This window comes from Pseudomonas sp. FYR_5, from assembly GCF_043106315.1.
Lineage (GTDB): Bacteria > Pseudomonadota > Gammaproteobacteria > Pseudomonadales > Pseudomonadaceae > Aquipseudomonas > Aquipseudomonas putida_Y.
Genome location: NZ_JBICMK010000071.1, coordinates 25,535 through 41,046 on the forward strand (window position 1 = coordinate 25,535; position 15,512 = coordinate 41,046).

Below are 15,512 nucleotides of genomic sequence, written 5' to 3' on the forward strand. Positions count from 1 at the left end.
CCGCGAAGGGCCGCAACGCGGCCCCAGCTTTTATTTGCCTAGACCCGCAAGCGGACAGTGCAATACCAGCCTGGCCCCACCCAATTCGCTTTCGCCAATCTCCAGCCCGAACCCATGCAGGTCGACGATCGCCGCCACGATCGACAACCCCAGCCCGAAGCCGGCATGGCGGTGGCCCTCATCGCTGCGATAGAACCGTTTCAGTACAGCCGTTCGCTCTGCTTCGGGAATTCCAGGCCCGCTATCCTCGATCGCCATGTGCACGCCGTTGTCATCCTGCGTGGCGGCAATGCGCACACGACCGCCCTCGGGCGTGAACTTGATCGCGTTGCCCACCAGATTCGCCAAGGCCTCGAACAGCAGCTCGCGGTCGCCGTGCAGTGCCGGTAGCTGCGCAGGTTGGTGCAACTGCAGGTGAATGCCGCCATCCTCGGCCAATGGCAGGTAAAAATCGTGCAGCTCTACCAGCAGCTCATGCGGGTCAAGCTGGACGAAGCCGGCGCGGCGCTGGCGGTCTTCCAGCTCGCTGATGCGCAACAACCCGCGAAAGCGCGCCATCAAGGTGTCGGTTTCGCCGATGGCCTGGTCCAGTGCTTCGGCTTGCGCAGAGTCCACGTCGCTTTGCTGGCGAATACGGTACAGCTGGGCGCGCAGGCGGGTCAGCGGTGTGCGCAGGTCATGGGCAATGTTGTCGCACACACCCTTGACCTCGTGCATCAGCCGTTCAATGCGGTCGAGCATGGCATTGACGATCGCCGCAAGCATGTCCAGTTCGTCACGGCGGGCCGACAGAGGCAGGCGGTGGGTCAGGTCGCCGGCGACGATCAGTTCGGCCTGGGCCTGGATCGCACGTATACGCTTGAGCGGCCTGCGCCGTAGCAAGTACCAACCGGCAAAACCCGGGATCAGGGTCAGCGAGATGCCCCAGAGCAGGGCGTGCAGGATGATCCGGGTAACCACGAACAGCGAGCCGTTGTCACGTACCAGCACCAGCCACCGGCCATCCTGTACATTGATTGCCACCGCGTCGCAGCTGTCGCGAGGCATGCGAGGGTCGTCGGCATCCAGGCAGCGTTTCAACTCATGGATCTTGCCGTCCAGCCTGAGCTCTGGGGGCAAGGCCCGCACGCTGCCGCCAATCGGGTTGAGCTGAGGGTCGAACAGGCCGTAGGCGTCAAAGCTGCGCTCCTCGAACGCCTGGCTGGCAATCAGGGCATCGTCCAGCTGCTTGCCGCTCATGTGTGCGAACAGGTGCTGGCGCTGCAGCATGGAGTGACGGGTGAGTTTGCTCAGGTAGCTGGACACCTCGAAATACAGCACCCCCATGAGGATGCTGCTCCAGGCCACGAACAGAAAGCTGTAGAGTGCCAGCAGGCGGCTGGTAGAGGAGCTCCAGCCTTTAGACGGGTTCAGCAATGGCATAGCCGGAGCCCCGTACCGTACGGATCAGCGGCGACTGGCCGGGGGAGTCGATCTTCTTGCGCAGGCGGCCGATGTGCACGTCGATCAGGTTGGTGCCCGGGTCGAAGTGATAGCCCCAGACTTCCTCGAAAATCATCATCCGCGTGATCACCTGGCCGCTGTGGCGCATCAGGTACTCCAGCAGCTTGTACTCGGTGGGCAGCAGGTTGAGGGTATTGTCACCGCGGCGCGCTTCGTGGCTGATCAGGTCCAGCTCCAGATCGGCAACCTGCAGGCGGGTCTGGGTCATGGGCACGCTGTTGCGGCGCAGCAATACCTCGACTCGCGCGGCCATTTCGTCGGAGGCGAACGGCTTGGTCAGGTAGTCGTCTCCGCCGGCACGCAGGCCGCGCACCCGCTCATCGACGTCGGAGAGGGCGCTGATCATCAGGATCGGCGTAGCGATCTTGAGGTTGCGCAGGGTGGTGACGATGGTCAGGCCGTCGACCTCGGGCAGCATGCGGTCCAGGGTGATCAGGTCGTAGCCGCCGGCAATGGCCTTGGCCAGGCCTTCACGGCCATTGTCGGCCCAATCCACCTCCAGGCCGTGGCTGGTAAGTTCGGCGACGATTTCCTGGCCGGTGACGGCGTCGTCTTCGATGGTCAGTACGCGAGGCATGCTGGTTCCCGGGCATCTAATGAAGATTTGATTGTGCCAAAGAATAGACAACCGGCGATTTAAGAAAAATTCATCTAGCGTGCACCGATGCCTTCGGCATGCATGATCTGCGCAATGATCGGTACCGGTGTCATCAGGTGCGCGCGCATCATGGCGCTGGCGCGTTTGGCATCACGGGCGAGGATCACCTCGACCAGTGCCGCATGCTCCTGGCGCTTGAGCGCCAGCGCCTGTTCGGAAAACACCGTTTGCGTCAGCCACAGGTGGCGGTAGCGCTCGGCCTGGTCAAACAGGTAGGTGCGTGCCTGCAGCAGGTGCTTGGAGCCGCAGCCCGAGGCAATGGCAGTATGAAACGCCTTGTGCCGCTCGTCCCACACATCCAGCCGCTGCTCGCGGGTTTTTACTTCTACCACCTTGGCCAGGGTATGCGAGTGGGCCAGCACCGACGCCTCCCAGGCGTCGTCGCCGCGCTCGATGGCCAGGGCGATGATCATCGCTTCCAGGTTGGCGCGGGCGTCGTAGATGTCGTTCATCTCATCCAGCGACATGGGCGCTACCCGGTAGCCTTTCTGGCTGATCGCGTTGACCAGGTGCTCGGCCACCAGTTGCGACAGAGCTTCGCGCAACGGGCCCACACCCAGGTCGTAGCGTTCCTTGAGGGCACTCATCAACAGCTTTTCACCGGGCTTGAACACCCCGCGGATGATGTCCTGCTTGAGCCTCTCATACCCGCTGAATGCTGAGTTTTGTCGGGGGGCGAGCGCTTCCAAGATCCTGTTCCTCAAAACGTTTTGCCGATCATACCGAAACCCTCTGTCGGCGAAAAACAATGGACAAACACAAATAGTGTCGTCGAATCATAAAAATGTAGACATTTTCATTTTGTGGCGATATTTTTACCTCGCCCGCACTGATCCAGGTCATTACCGGACGGCGCCACCTACTTTTTAGCCAGGACATTGCCATGAACGCCTTTACGCAGATCGACGAACTTGTCATGCCGCTGCCCCTCGAACCGCAGGGCTATTCCATCGCCCCCTCGAAACAGTCGCCGCGCCTGCTGGAACTGACCTTTGCCCGTGAAACCGTCGAAGCGTTCGTGCAGGCCGTTGCCCAATGGCCGGTGCAGGCATTGGAGTACAAGTCGTTCCTGCGTTTTCGCGTAGGCGAAATCCTTGACGAGCTGTGCCAGGGCACGCTGCGCCCGGTGCTGCTCAACACCATCCTCGATCGCGCCACAGGCGGCATGCTGATTACCCCGGTCGGCCTGGATGACGTGAGCCAGGCCGAAGACATGGTCAAGTTCACCACCGCCTGCGCCCACTTGATCGGCCGTTCCAACTATGACGCCATGAGTGGCCAGTTCTATGCGCGCTTCGTGGTGGTCAACAGCGACAACTCCGACAGCTACCTGCGCCAGCCGCACCGGGTCATGGAACTGCACAACGACGGCACGTTCGTGAACCAGATCACCGACTACGTGCTGATGCTGAAGATCGACGAAAAGAACATGGAAGGCGGCAACTCGCTGCTGCTGCATCTGGACGACTGGGAGGAGTGCGAGGCGTTCTTCCGTCACCCGATGGCCCGTCGCGAAATGCGCTGGACCGCACCGCCGAGCAAAAAGGTTGCCGAAGATGTGTTCCATTCGGTATTCGACACCGATGCCGAAGGCCGGCCGACCATGCGCTACATTGACCAGTTCGTGCAGCCGGAAAACTACGAGGAAGGTATCTGGCTGAACGCCTTGTCCGAGTCGCTGGAAGGCAGCGGCAAGAAGGTCTCGGTACCGGTAGGCGTAGGCAGTTTCCTGTTGATCAACAACCTGTTCTGGCTGCATGGCCGCGATCGCTTCACCCCGCACGAGGGCCTGCGCCGCGAACTGATGCGCCAGCGTGGTTACGTCGCCTTCCCCAAGCCGCTGTACCAGCGCGGGCAATAATGACAGGGCGCGGGGCGGGCGCTCGTCCACGCGTTTTTGCACATAACAATGCCACTAGGCCCCGTGCGGGCCTTGGTGAGCCTGCCAGGCAATGCCTGCGTGTGAGGTAAGGCTGTGTACGATTTCATCATTATTGGCGGCGGGATTGTGGGCATGTCCACGGCCATGCACCTGATCAAGGTCTACCCGGATGCGAAGATGCTCCTGCTGGAGAAAGAGTCTGGTCCGGCCCGCCATCAGACCGGCCATAACAGCGGCGTGATCCACGCCGGCGTGTATTACACCCCCGGCAGCCTCAAGGCGCGCTTCTGCCTTGAAGGCAACAAGGCGACCAAAGCCTTCTGCACCCAGCACGGCATCCGCTTCGACGAGTGCGGCAAGCTGTTGGTCGCCACCAACGATCTGGAAATGCAGCGCATGAAGGCGCTGTGGGAGCGCACCGCGGCCAATGGCCTGGAGCGCTACTGGCTGTCGGCTGACGAGTTGCGCGAGCGTGAGCCCAACATCGTCGGTATGGGGGGGATCTTCGTGCCGTCCAGCGGCATCGTCAATTACGCCCAGGTGACTGCTGCGATGGCGGCAGAGTTCCAGCGTGCCGGTGGCGAAATCCGCTATGGCGCAGAAGTGGTCGGCCTGCAGGAGCAGGCAAGTGAAGTGATCGTGCGCACCCCGCGTGATGAATTGCGCAGCCGTTTCCTGGTGACCTGCTCGGGGCTGATGGCCGACCGCGTGGTGGGCATGCTCGGGCTGCGTACCGAGTTCGTGATCTGCCCGTTCCGTGGCGAATACTACCTGTTGCCCAAGCAGCACAATCAGATCGTCAACCACCTGATCTACCCCATTCCCGACCCGTCGATGCCCTTCCTAGGGGTGCACCTGACCCGCATGATCGACGGCACCGTCACCGTAGGCCCCAACGCCGTCCTGGCGATGAAGCGCGAGGGCTACCGCAAGACCGATGTCAGCCCCAGCGACCTGTTCCAGACCCTGACCACGCCCGGCATCCTCAAGGTGCTGGCGAAGAACTTCCGCCCGGGCCTGATCGAGATGAAGAACTCGCTGTTCAAGGGCGGGTACCTCAAGCAGGTGCAGAAGTACTGCCCGAGCATTAGCAAAGCCGACCTCACGCCTTACCCGGCCGGCGTGCGTGCCCAGGCGGTGTCGCGCGACGGCAAGCTGATCGACGATTTCCTGTTCGTCAACACTGCACGCAGTGTCAACGTGTGCAACGCACCGTCGCCAGCCGCTACTTCGGCCATACCGATCGGCGCCTACATCGTCGAGAAAGTGTGCGAGCAGGTCGGCCTGCAGGGCGGCAGCTTCCCCAAGGCCGACCTGTCGGCCAACCAGAGGGCTGCCAGCTGACAGCCCAGTAACACCTTTTGCGGTTTCGTTTTACTCAACCCGTACTGCCCTGCTCACCATTCAGGGCAGGGCGGGCTTTTTCGCGCCTGCGTCGGTGACGTGCAGCCGGCGGCCCCTGCGTGGGCATGACAAAAACAACAAGGTAGCGCCATGCAAACCCACAAGAACAATTTGAGTCATGGATTGAAATCACGGCATGTCACCATGCTGTCCATTGCCGGCGTGATCGGCGCCGGGCTGTTTGTCGGCTCTGGCCGCGCCATCGCCGAAGCGGGGCCGGCCACCATCCTGGCCTATATCCTGGCGGGCGGCCTGGTGGTGCTGGTGATGCGCATGCTGGCCGAAATGGCCGTTGCATCCCCAGATACCGGCTCGTTCTCAACCTATGCTGACCTCGCCATCGGCAAGTGGGCCGGTTATACCATCGGTTGGCTGTACTGGTGGTTCTGGGTGCTGATCATCCCGATCGAGGCCAATATCGCCGCTACCATCATCAACTCCTGGGTCCCGCAGATGGAGATCTGGGTGTTGTCGTTGGTGATCACGTTACTGCTGACGGCCACCAACCTGTTCAGCGTGAAGAACTACGGTGAGTTCGAGTTCTGGTTGGCACTGGTCAAGGTGGTGGCCATTGTCTGCTTCATCGCCCTGGGTGTCTGCGCCATTTTCGGCCTGTTGCCGGGGTCCGGCGTCAGCGGCGTTTCGCGCCTGTGGGATACCGGGGGCTTCATGCCCAACGGCTTTGGTGCAGTGCTGAGCGCCATGCTGATCACCATGTTCTCGTTCCTCGGGGCCGAGGTGGTGACCATTGCTGCGGCTGAATCCGACGAGGCGGGCAAGCATATTTCCAAGGCCACCAATTCGGTGATCTGGCGGATAACGCTGTTCTACATCCTGTCGATCTTCATCGTCATCGCACTGGTACCGTGGACCGACCCGCGCCTGGCTACCGAGGGTTCTTACGTCACGGTGCTGGACACCCTCGGCGTGCCAAATGCCAAGGCCATCATCGACTTCGTGGTGCTGACCTCGGTGACCAGTTGCCTCAACTCCTCGCTGTACACCGCCTCGCGCATGGTCTATTCGCTTAGCCGTCGTGGTGATGCCCCGGCCTGTGCCCAGATAACCAGCCGCAGTGGTACACCCGTGGTGGCCGTGTTGTTGTCGACGGGGGCTGCATTCCTGGCGGTGATCGCCAACTACCTGGTGCCGGCCAAGGTGTTTGGCTTCCTCATGGCAAGCTCCGGCGCCATTGCCCTGCTGGTGTATCTGGTCATCGCCATTTCCCAGTTGCGCTTGCGCCAGCGCCTGACGGCACAGGGCAAGACACTCGGTTACCGCATGTGGCTGTTCCCGTGGCTGACCTGGGGCGTGATCCTGTTCATCAGCGGCGTACTGGTATTGATGCTGTTCCGCCCGGATCATCGCCTGGAAGTGGTCTCGACGATGGTGCTGGCGGTGTTGGTGGTGTGCTCGGGGGTGCTGGTCACCCGGCGCCGGGCGCGCGGCGGGGCCGTGGCTGGCGTAGGGCAGCGCGCCTGATTCGTCTGGCCTGAAGACAGACGAGCAAGTCGCATCAGGCTGTGAGAGGATGTCCGTCAACAAAGCCAGGACCCTGAACGCAGCCTGATGAAGACACCTAAAAGAATCGAACCGTTGATCGAAGACGGCCTGGTCGACGAAGTACTCCGGCCGTTGATGAGTGGCAAGGAAGCCGCTGTGTATGTGGTGCGCTGTGGCAGCGAGGTACGCTGCGCCAAGGTCTACAAAGAAGCCAACAAGCGCAGTTTCCGCCAGGCCGCCGAATACCAGGAAGGCCGCAAGGTGCGCAACAGCCGTCAGGCCCGGGCCATGGCCAAGGGCAGCAAGTACGGCCGCAAAGAAGCCGAGGATGCCTGGCAGAACGCCGAAGTGGCTGCGCTGTTCCGTTTGGCCGGTGCGGGCGTAAGGGTGCCCAAGCCTTACGACTTCCAGGACGGCGTGCTACTGATGGAGCTGGTGACCGATGCCGATGGCGATGCGGCCCCGCGCCTGAACGACGTACACCTGGAAGTTGAAGATGCCCGCGCGTTCCATGCCTTCGTCATTCGCCAGATCGTGCTGATGCTGTGCGCCGGAATGGTGCATGGTGATCTGTCCGAGTTCAACGTGTTGCTCGGCCCGGACGGGCCGGTGATCATCGACCTGCCGCAGGCAGTGGATGCAGCCGCCAACAACCACGCCTTCAGCATGCTGCAGCGTGATGTGGACAACATGGCCCATTATTTCGGGCGCTTTGCCCCGGAGCTGAAAATCACCCGCTATGCGCAGGAGATGTGGGCGTTGTACGAGGCCGGCGAGTTGCTGCCCGACAGCCCGTTGACCGGGGTGTTCGAGGATGACGAACATGAGGCTGACGTAACCGGGGTGATGCGCGAGATCGACGCCGCCCGTATGGACGACGCTCGCCGCCGTGCGGCACGCGCCGAGGCTGAGCATGGGCCGGCCAAGGCAGAGGAGGTGACGCCGCCCTGGCTGCAGTAATTTAGTGCCTGTGCCGGCCGCTTCGCGGGTGAACCCGCTCCTACTGGATTTGTAGGCGCGGGTTTACCCGCGAAGAGGCCAACACAGGCAAACCCCGGGCGTTGCCATTGACGCAAGACACAATCTCGTCATTTAGCCTTTTCACTGGCGCGCGACAGGCATAAGGTATACGCCGTTCAAATTCCCTGGAGCTGTCATGTCCAACCAATTTCCGTCCGTTCGTCCCCGCCGCCTGCGCCAGAACGAGTCCCTGCGCACGATCTTCCAGGAAACCGAGTTCCGCCTTGAAGACCTGATCCTGCCGATCTTCGTCGAAGAGGGCATCGATGATTTCGTGCCGATCACCAGCATGCCCGGTGTCAACCGTATCCCCGAGAAGCTGTTGGCCCAGGAAATCGAGCGCTATGCCCGCGCCGGTATCAAGTCGGTGATGACCTTTGGCGTATCGCACCACCTGGATGCTGACGGCAGCGACACCTGGAACGAAAACGGCCTGGTTGCGCGCATGTCGCGTATCTGCAAGGACACCGTGCCGGAAATGGTGGTGATGTCCGACACCTGCTTCTGCGAATACACCAGCCACGGCCACTGCGGCGTGCTGCATGACCATGGCGTGGACAACGACGCCACCCTGGCCAACCTGGGCAAGCAGGCTGTCATCGCCGCCGCTGCCGGTGCCGACTTCATTGCCCCTTCGGCGGCAATGGACGGCCAGGTGCAGGCAATCCGCAGCGCCCTGGACGGTGCCGGCTTCCACGACACCGCGATCATGGCCTATTCCACCAAGTTCGCCTCGTCGTTGTATGGCCCGTTCCGTGAGGCCGGTGGCACCGCACTGAAAGGCGACCGCAAAAGCTACCAGATGAACCCGATGAACCGCCGCGAAGCGGTGCGCGAGTCGCTGCTCGACGAGCAGGAAGGGGCGGACGTGCTGATGGTCAAGCCGGCCGGTGCCTACCTTGATGTGATCGCCGACATCCGCGCCGCTTCGCGCCTGCCACTGGCGGCGTACCAGGTGAGTGGCGAGTATGCGATGATCAAGTTCGGTGGCCTGGCCGGTGCCATCGACGAAGGCCGGGTGGTGCGCGAAAGCATTGGCGCAATCAAGCGTGCCGGTGCCGACCTGATCCTGACCTACTTCGCCATGGACCTGGCGCGCGAAGGTATCTGAAGCCAGGCCTTCGGCATGAAAGCCGCTGCCATTGCAGCGGCTTTTCTTTGGGCGCCGTTTGGTGGTGCCGCAAACGCACAAAAAAACAGTAAGCGCTGAATTATTTAGTGTCCTGTTGTATCTGATCCCTTAGAGCATTCATCGACAGGGATACGGGTATGAAACCTCGCAAGAAAAGCGTCCAGCCAATCGGCCTGAAGGACATCACCATCGTCGACGACGCCAAGATGAAGAAGGCGATCACAGCCGCCGCGCTGGGCAACGCCATGGAGTGGTTCGACTTTGGGGTATACGGTTTCGTCGCTTATGCCTTGGGCAAGGTGTTCTTCCCCAACGCCGACCCCGGCGTGCAAATGATCGCGGCCCTGGCCACCTTCTCGGTGCCATTCCTGATCCGGCCTCTTGGCGGGTTGTTCTTCGGTGCCTTGGGCGACAGGTTCGGGCGGCAGAAAATCCTCGCCGCGACCATCGTGATCATGTCCCTGAGCACCTTCGCCATCGGCCTGATACCGTCCTATGCAAGCATTGGTATCTGGGCGCCGATCCTGTTGCTGCTGGCCAAGATGGCCCAGGGCTTTTCGGTGGGCGGTGAATACACCGGCGCCTCGATCTTCGTTGCCGAGTACGCGCCTGACCGCAAGCGCGGCTTTCTCGGCAGCTGGCTGGACTTCGGTTCGATTGCCGGCTTTGTGCTGGGCGCAGGGGTGGTGGTGCTCATTTCCACGGTTCTGGGTGAAGAACAGTTCCTCGAATGGGGCTGGCGCCTGCCGTTTTTCCTGGCCCTGCCGCTGGGCATCATCGGGCTCTACCTGCGCCATGCGCTGGAAGAAACACCTGCGTTCCAGCAGCACGTCGACAAGCTGGAGCAGGGCGATCGTGAAGGCCTGGCCTCCGGGCCCAAGGTGTCGTTCAAGGAAGTGGCCACCCAGCACTGGCGCAGTCTGGTGACCTGTATCGGCGTGGTAATTGCCACCAACGTCACCTACTACATGCTGCTTACCTACATGCCCAGCTACCTGTCGCACAACCTGCAATACAGCGAAGACCATGGCGTGCTGATCATCATCGCGATCATGGTTGGCATGCTGTTCGTGCAGCCTATGATCGGTCTGCTCAGCGACAAGTTCGGCCGACGGCCGTTCATCATCGTCGGCAGTGTCGGCCTGTTGGCCTTGGCCATTCCGGCATTCATGCTGATCAACAGTGGCGTGCTCGGGCTTATTTTCGCCGGCCTGCTGATCATTGCCGTGTTGCTGAATTTCTTCATCGGCGTGATGGCCTCGACGCTGCCGGCCATGTTCCCCACGCACATCCGCTACAGTGCCCTGGCCAGCGCCTTCAACATCTCGGTGCTGATCGCCGGCCTTACCCCGACCCTCGCTGCGTGGCTGGTGGAGAGCACAGGCGATCTGTACATGCCGGCCTATTACCTGATGGTGATCGCCGCTGTCGGCCTGATCACCGGCCTGACCATGAAGGAAACCGCCAACAAGCCCCTGCGCGGCGCGGCACCCGCGGCATCGGACATCGAAGAGGCGCGTGAACTGCTGCAGGAGCACCACGACAACATCGAGCAGAAGATCGAGGAAATCGATGCGCAGATCGCCGAGCTGGAAGCCAAGCGCGAGAAGCTGGCCCTGCAGCACCCGCGTATCGAATGATCAGCGCGGCATGTAGCCACGCTGCCAGGACCGCGGGATGAACCGCGATACCAGCGCCAGCACGCAGGCCAGCGCGCAGCTGCCGGCCAGCGCCTGCAGGCCCAGGTGTTGTTGCAACCAGGCGCCCAGTGCGGCGCCCAGCAGCATGCCTGCCCAAGGCACCAACTGCACCCGCCAGCCATTGCGCCGTTCGCCCAGCAGCCAGCGCCCCAGGCCGCGGCCGAAACGCGACAGGGCGCCCGTCACGTAAGTCAGGCCGATGGGCAGGCCATTCACCTGCTCGACTACTGCATTGATCATGCCCATGGCCAGCGTGGTGGCCAACAGCGCAGGGAAGGTGGCAGGCAACGGCCACGCTGCCGCGAAAGCCAGCAGTGCGGCAACCACCAACAGCACCGGCCAGGCTCGACGACGCAATCCGCGAGCCAGGAGCACACCCAGCGCATTGCCCGCGACAAAGCCTAGTACGGCGCCACTGAGGCGCAGTACCAGAGCGAGGTCTGCTTCACTGATGGCCACCGCCAGGCGTGTGGTGTTGCCACTCATGAACGACACGAAATCGCCCAGTGCCAGCAGGCCGATGGCATCGGTCATGCCGGCCAGCACCGACAGGGCGGCGACCAGGCCGAGGCCGACGCGACCACGCATTACCTGCAGGCGCAAACGCCTGGCTGTGCGCGCGGGGAGGGCGTTAGGGAGCATGTGCAGGCCTCAGGGCAGCAGGTTTTCGCGGGCCAGGGTACCTTTGATGGTGCGCTCCACCACATCGACCAGCACCATGGTCTGGTGGTCGACCTCGATATTGAGCAGCTCACCGGCACGGTAGCTGGCGAAGGTGGTCTGGCGCAGGGTTTCCGGGATCAAATTGATGGTGATCACGTTGTCCTCCACGTCAGCGACCGTCAGGCTGCAGCCATTGACCCCGATGAACCCGCGCGGGAACACGTACTTGCCCCATTGCGGCGGCATGCGGAACTTGATGAAGGCGCCGGTTTCCTTGATCGACAGCTCGACGATTTCGGCGGTGGTGGCGATGTGGCCGGCCATCAGGTGGCCGCCGACTTCGGCGTTCATCTTCGCTGAGCGTTCGATGTTCACGTGCTGGCCGGGCTTGAAGTTGCGCAGATTGGTGCGCTCGAGGGTCGCGGTCATGGCGTCGAACCTGACCTGGCTGCCGTCGATTTCGGTCACGGACAGGCAGGTACCTTCGACACTGACGCTGGCACCGATCTTCAGCTCGTCGAGCAGTTCCGGGGTGAGGTCGATGGTGAACTGGTTGTGGCCCGGGTAGGTGGTCACATCAAGCAGAGGGCGGACGGCCTGGACGATGCCGGTGTACATGGAGTTGCTCCTGGGCACGGAAAAGAAAACTTCCGAACGCTATGCCCGTAGCGCAGTAAATGCAAGACCGGCTTCTTCGCTGGCAAGCCGGCTTGCGAGTCTGGCGCCTGCGCGGGGCAGGCGGCGTGCTTGTGGGCGAACCCGGTTTGCCGACGGCAGGGCCACTGCAGATTCAAACATGCCCGCTGCTGTTGACGATCCGCAGGCACAGCGCCTCGTACGGGTCCAGGTTCACCATCAGGCGCCCGTCCTCGGTCAAATCGCCTTCGACCGTCTCGTTGATCATGTCGACCACCGGCCCGGGTGTGAACCCGGTCAACAGCAGTTCCTCGGCAATCGTGTCCTGGCCGAAGTTCAGCGCACTGATCTGGATACCCCGCCCGGCTGGCAGTTCGTGCACCATCACCAGCAGCCCCGGGCTGCTCACCTCAGGTACCAGCACCTGACGGCTGGTGGCGATGCCGTAGGCCTGGCGCACAGCCAGCAGTTTCTTCACCTTGCAGGCAAATGAATCACCCTCGTCCAACTGCCTGTCGAGGCTGCCGTACAGCGCCCGGGCACGCGGCATGCCACGCACTGAAACCTCTGCCTGTGGGTCGAGCCCGGCGAGGTCATAGCCGCCCCGGTGAATCCAGCGGGTATCGCCATCGAGCATGCGTTCGGCAACCGCCTCGGCGGGCAAGGGCAGGGCGCCGACCAGGTCCCAACCGGACAAGGCGACCACCCCCGGCTGCATGGCGTTGTACATGACCAGCAGCAGGTGCACCTTCTTGATCAGCTCGATATCCGCTGCGCCAATCTGTTCGAGGTCGCGAATACCCAGGGCAGCGGCGATCAGGCTGGCGGTGGTGCAGGCGATGCCGTTGGTCACGAAGCGCAGGTTATACGGGGCATGTTCTCCCGACAGCCGTTCGTAGATCTCTTCGCGGATATGTTCGCGCAAAATGCTGCCAGGCAGGGTCTGGCCTTTGTACAGGTACATGTCGTGCGCGTGCAGTGTCCAGAAGTGCACCAGCTCCACGGTCAGTTCGTCATGGTTTTGCAGGGCATGTATCAGCGAGGCCGGGTCGATGCCGAAGGCGTGCATCTCCTTGAGCATCAGGCGCAGGAACTCGGTGTCGCCGGTCAGCAGCGCATGCTGGTAGGCCGGCCGGGTAATGAAATCGTAGGACAGGTCGGCGCCTCCCCTGGACATCTGCGCAATGTCATCGAGGGTCAGGTTCAGCTCCTGGAAGCTGAAACCGCCGGCCTTGCGGATCATGCCACCGATCAGCTGGTTGCCGACGATCGACAGCGGGTGGCTTTCCGACCAGGCGGTGCCGCTGGCGCGGGTTTCCACGCCGAGAAAGCCGTTGGCGTCCAGGCGCAGGCCGCGGGCACCGAGGCAGTCCAGGGCGTGCAACGCATCACCAATGATCATTTGTTGGGCGGCGAAGGTCGGGTCCAGCCAGTTCAGCGACGGCTGGCCCTCCTTGAAGTAGTGCAGGTACACCCAGCGGCGGGTCTTGCCGTCGACGCCCGTGACCGGTGGCGTGGCGCTCCAGTCGGTTTCCTTCACGCCCGGCTCGAAGAAGATCACCCGTTGCAGCTGGCCAACGATGTAATGGCGCGCCTTCAGCTCGTCACACTGCGCGGGCAGCAGGTTGACCGCATCGCGTCCGGCGGGCACCTCGGGCAGCAGCGTCCAGTCTTCTTCGCGGATCTCGACCATGTGGTACAGCCCCGGGTAGGGGCCATGGGCGAGCTCGGCCAGGCGGAAGTCGGCGCCCTTGCCGGTGTGCGAGGGGATCAGGTCGTCGATGGTCACGGCATTGTGCGCAGCGGCCATGCGGCTCATCTGGATCAGCTCCTGCTCGCTGCCGTACAGCGGGTCGATGTCGAAGCTGATGCGGTCGAAGTTGCCGTCCACGCTAGGGGTGAGTTCGCGGCCGCGGATGCCACCGGACAGTTTGATAGGGCCCGTGTGCAGGCCCTGCACGCCAATCTCCGACAGGCGCTTCCACAATGCTTCGTGAGCCAGGGCACCGAGCACCGAGCAGCCCTCAGGGGCGATGATGGCGTCGGGGTAGACGGTGAGCCAGACCGAGGCGATTTCGGTGGCGCGGCGGGGCTGGGCCTCGGCATAGGGGTGTTGCCACAGTCGCGACTGGCCTGAGTACAGGCTGGCACGCGCCTGGGAGGCCTTGAGCATGGCGCGGTCTTCGAGCCATTTGACGTATGACGGGTCGGGCTGGGTCATTTCGCGTCCTCTTTGCGTGTCGGCACCGGCTCAGATTATGACGGCATTGCGGCCTGAACGTTCGGCTCGAGATGGGTGTTGGTTTCTTCGCGGGCTCGCCCGCTCCCACAGGCTGCCATACCGCTGAAGATTTGCGCTGCACCTGTGGGAGCGGGCGCGCCCGCGAAGAGGCCGGGCCTGCAAAGGCAGGCTCAGCGCCGGGCCGACAACTGCTGCGGTGCCAGAAACGCATCATGGAAGTAATTGCGCACCGCCTGCATCGCCGGGCTGAACGCCCGTTCCCGGTGCCAGGCCAACCCTACGCTCATCGGTGCGACCGGGTCGCTGATGGTCACCGTCTCGATACGCTTGCCCTCCAGCGACCACGGGCGGTGCACCAGGTCTGACAGGATTGCCACGCCACTGCCATTGGCCACCATGCTGCGCACGGCCTCCACCGAACTGGTCCGCACCCTTACGCTCGGCCGCTGCCCGGCCTGCTCCCAGTAACGCATGGCACTTTGCTCGGCTTCATCCACGGTCAACAGGATGAACGGCTCACAGGCCACATCGGCCAGGCTCACCGCCGAGCGTTCGCACAGCGGGTGGTGCGCGGGCAACCACAGCCGGCGCTCGGAGTTGAACAGGGTTTCCGAAACGATGTCGGGGTGGGTGAGGTTGGCGGTGAGCACCACCGCCATGTCGAAACGCCCTTCCAGCAGGCCTTGCTCGATGGCGCTGCGTTCCTGCTCGTAGAGCTCCAGGGTCACGCCCGGATGCCAGTGCTCCAGGCGTTGCAGGTGGTGTGGCAGGAAGTAGCCGATCACCGTGTAACTCGCCGCCAGGCGCAACAGGCCACTGGCGCGCACGTCCGGAAGCGGGCTGTTCAACGCATCGTCGACACTGCGCAGGATGACGTAGGCACGGTTCAAAAAGTGCCGGCCGGCCTCGGTCAGGCTCATGCCCTGGGCCGAGCGCTGGAACAACAGCACACCGAGCATTGCTTCCAGCTCCTTGATGGCCGTGGTCACTGCCGACTGGGAGATGTTCAGGTGGATCGCCGCTTGGGATATCTGGCCGATTTCAGCGGTGGCAACGAAGTAGCGGACCTGGCGCAGGGTCAGTGACACGGTAGGCTCCCGGGGTATCTGATTTTCAGAAGGTACCCCATCTGTTTATAGATCTTCCCAAGGGGGTGTAGAGAATCTAAC

Annotated in this window: 13 protein-coding genes; 6 read left to right on the top strand and 7 right to left on the bottom strand. The window is 62.6% G+C overall.

The window, feature by feature from the left end; genetic code table 11:
• Positions 1-30 precede the first annotated feature (30 nt).
• The 3 genes from ACF8RA_RS11440 to csiR form a co-directional block, all read right to left on the bottom strand.
• On the bottom strand, positions 31-1,422 hold the full coding sequence (locus ACF8RA_RS11440) for a HAMP domain-containing sensor histidine kinase (RefSeq protein WP_176684619.1): 1,392 nt from the start codon (positions 1,420-1,422) through the stop codon (positions 31-33).
• Positions 1,400-2,080, bottom strand: coding sequence for a response regulator transcription factor (locus ACF8RA_RS11445; RefSeq protein WP_176684618.1), 681 nt, complete (start codon positions 2,078-2,080; stop codon positions 1,400-1,402). Before ACF8RA_RS11445 ends, ACF8RA_RS11440 begins: the two co-directional genes overlap by 23 nt.
• Before the next feature lie 74 nt (positions 2,081-2,154).
• Complete coding sequence (csiR, locus tag ACF8RA_RS11450) at positions 2,155-2,850, bottom strand: DNA-binding transcriptional regulator CsiR (protein WP_209966397.1); 696 nt, start codon at positions 2,848-2,850, stop codon at positions 2,155-2,157.
• Between the two features lie 194 nt (positions 2,851-3,044).
• Here csiR and glaH point away from each other — a divergent pair, with 194 nt between their 5' ends.
• From glaH to proP, 6 genes are all read left to right on the top strand, one after another.
• Positions 3,045-4,022: a glutarate dioxygenase GlaH gene (glaH, locus tag ACF8RA_RS11455; protein WP_176684616.1), complete on the top strand. Its 978-nt coding sequence runs from the start codon at positions 3,045-3,047 to the stop codon at positions 4,020-4,022.
• Positions 4,023-4,136: 114 nt separating this feature from the next.
• Complete coding sequence (lhgO, locus tag ACF8RA_RS11460) at positions 4,137-5,387, top strand: L-2-hydroxyglutarate oxidase (protein ID WP_176684615.1); 1,251 nt, start codon at positions 4,137-4,139, stop codon at positions 5,385-5,387.
• 150 nt (positions 5,388-5,537) lie between these two features.
• Positions 5,538-6,929, top strand: coding sequence for a GABA permease (gene gabP, locus ACF8RA_RS11465; protein ID WP_176684614.1), 1,392 nt, complete (start codon positions 5,538-5,540; stop codon positions 6,927-6,929).
• 87 nt (positions 6,930-7,016) lie between these two features.
• Positions 7,017-7,910, top strand: a complete 894-nt coding sequence (locus ACF8RA_RS11470) for a PA4780 family RIO1-like protein kinase (RefSeq protein ID WP_392514510.1) — start codon at positions 7,017-7,019, stop codon at positions 7,908-7,910.
• Between the two features lie 196 nt (positions 7,911-8,106).
• Positions 8,107-9,081, top strand: coding sequence for a porphobilinogen synthase (gene hemB / locus ACF8RA_RS11475; protein ID WP_010953815.1), 975 nt, complete (start codon positions 8,107-8,109; stop codon positions 9,079-9,081).
• A 158-nt stretch (positions 9,082-9,239) separates the two neighbouring features.
• On the top strand, positions 9,240-10,742 hold the full coding sequence (gene proP / locus ACF8RA_RS11480) for a glycine betaine/L-proline transporter ProP (protein ID WP_392514512.1): 1,503 nt from the start codon (positions 9,240-9,242) through the stop codon (positions 10,740-10,742).
• On the opposite strand, the gene ACF8RA_RS11485 is transcribed toward proP, so the two are convergent.
• From ACF8RA_RS11485 to ACF8RA_RS11500, 4 genes are all read right to left on the bottom strand, one after another.
• Positions 10,743-11,444, bottom strand: coding sequence for a YoaK family protein (locus ACF8RA_RS11485; RefSeq protein WP_209966390.1), 702 nt, complete (start codon positions 11,442-11,444; stop codon positions 10,743-10,745).
• Between the two features lie 9 nt (positions 11,445-11,453).
• Positions 11,454-12,083 (bottom strand): riboflavin synthase, encoded by a 630-nt coding sequence (locus ACF8RA_RS11490; RefSeq protein ID WP_021782401.1) that lies wholly within the window; start codon positions 12,081-12,083, stop codon positions 11,454-11,456.
• Positions 12,084-12,255: 172 nt separating this feature from the next.
• Positions 12,256-14,322: a maltose alpha-D-glucosyltransferase gene (gene treS, locus ACF8RA_RS11495; protein ID WP_392514514.1), complete on the bottom strand. Its 2,067-nt coding sequence runs from the start codon at positions 14,320-14,322 to the stop codon at positions 12,256-12,258.
• Positions 14,323-14,513: 191 nt separating this feature from the next.
• Positions 14,514-15,431 (bottom strand): LysR family transcriptional regulator, encoded by a 918-nt coding sequence (locus ACF8RA_RS11500; RefSeq protein ID WP_176684611.1) that lies wholly within the window; start codon positions 15,429-15,431, stop codon positions 14,514-14,516.
• Positions 15,432-15,512 lie beyond the last annotated feature (81 nt).

Bases quoted from the DNA above. Each gene is read 5' to 3' on its own strand.
- ACF8RA_RS11440 (WP_176684619.1), bottom strand. From the start codon at position 1,422: ATGCCATTGCTGAACCCGTCTAAAGGCTGGAGCTCCTCTACCAGCCGC.
- ACF8RA_RS11445 (WP_176684618.1), bottom strand. From the start codon at position 2,080: ATGCCTCGCGTACTGACCATCGAAGACGACGCCGTCACCGGCCAGGAA.
- glaH (WP_176684616.1), top strand. From the start codon at position 3,045: ATGAACGCCTTTACGCAGATCGACGAACTTGTCATGCCGCTGCCCCTC.
- gabP (WP_176684614.1), top strand. From the start codon at position 5,538: ATGCAAACCCACAAGAACAATTTGAGTCATGGATTGAAATCACGGCAT.
- ACF8RA_RS11470 (WP_392514510.1), top strand. From the start codon at position 7,017: ATGAAGACACCTAAAAGAATCGAACCGTTGATCGAAGACGGCCTGGTC.
- hemB (WP_010953815.1), top strand. From the start codon at position 8,107: ATGTCCAACCAATTTCCGTCCGTTCGTCCCCGCCGCCTGCGCCAGAAC.
- proP (WP_392514512.1), top strand. From the start codon at position 9,240: ATGAAACCTCGCAAGAAAAGCGTCCAGCCAATCGGCCTGAAGGACATC.
- ACF8RA_RS11485 (WP_209966390.1), bottom strand. From the start codon at position 11,444: ATGCTCCCTAACGCCCTCCCCGCGCGCACAGCCAGGCGTTTGCGCCTG.
- ACF8RA_RS11490 (WP_021782401.1), bottom strand. From the start codon at position 12,083: ATGTACACCGGCATCGTCCAGGCCGTCCGCCCTCTGCTTGATGTGACC.
- treS (WP_392514514.1), bottom strand. From the start codon at position 14,322: ATGACCCAGCCCGACCCGTCATACGTCAAATGGCTCGAAGACCGCGCC.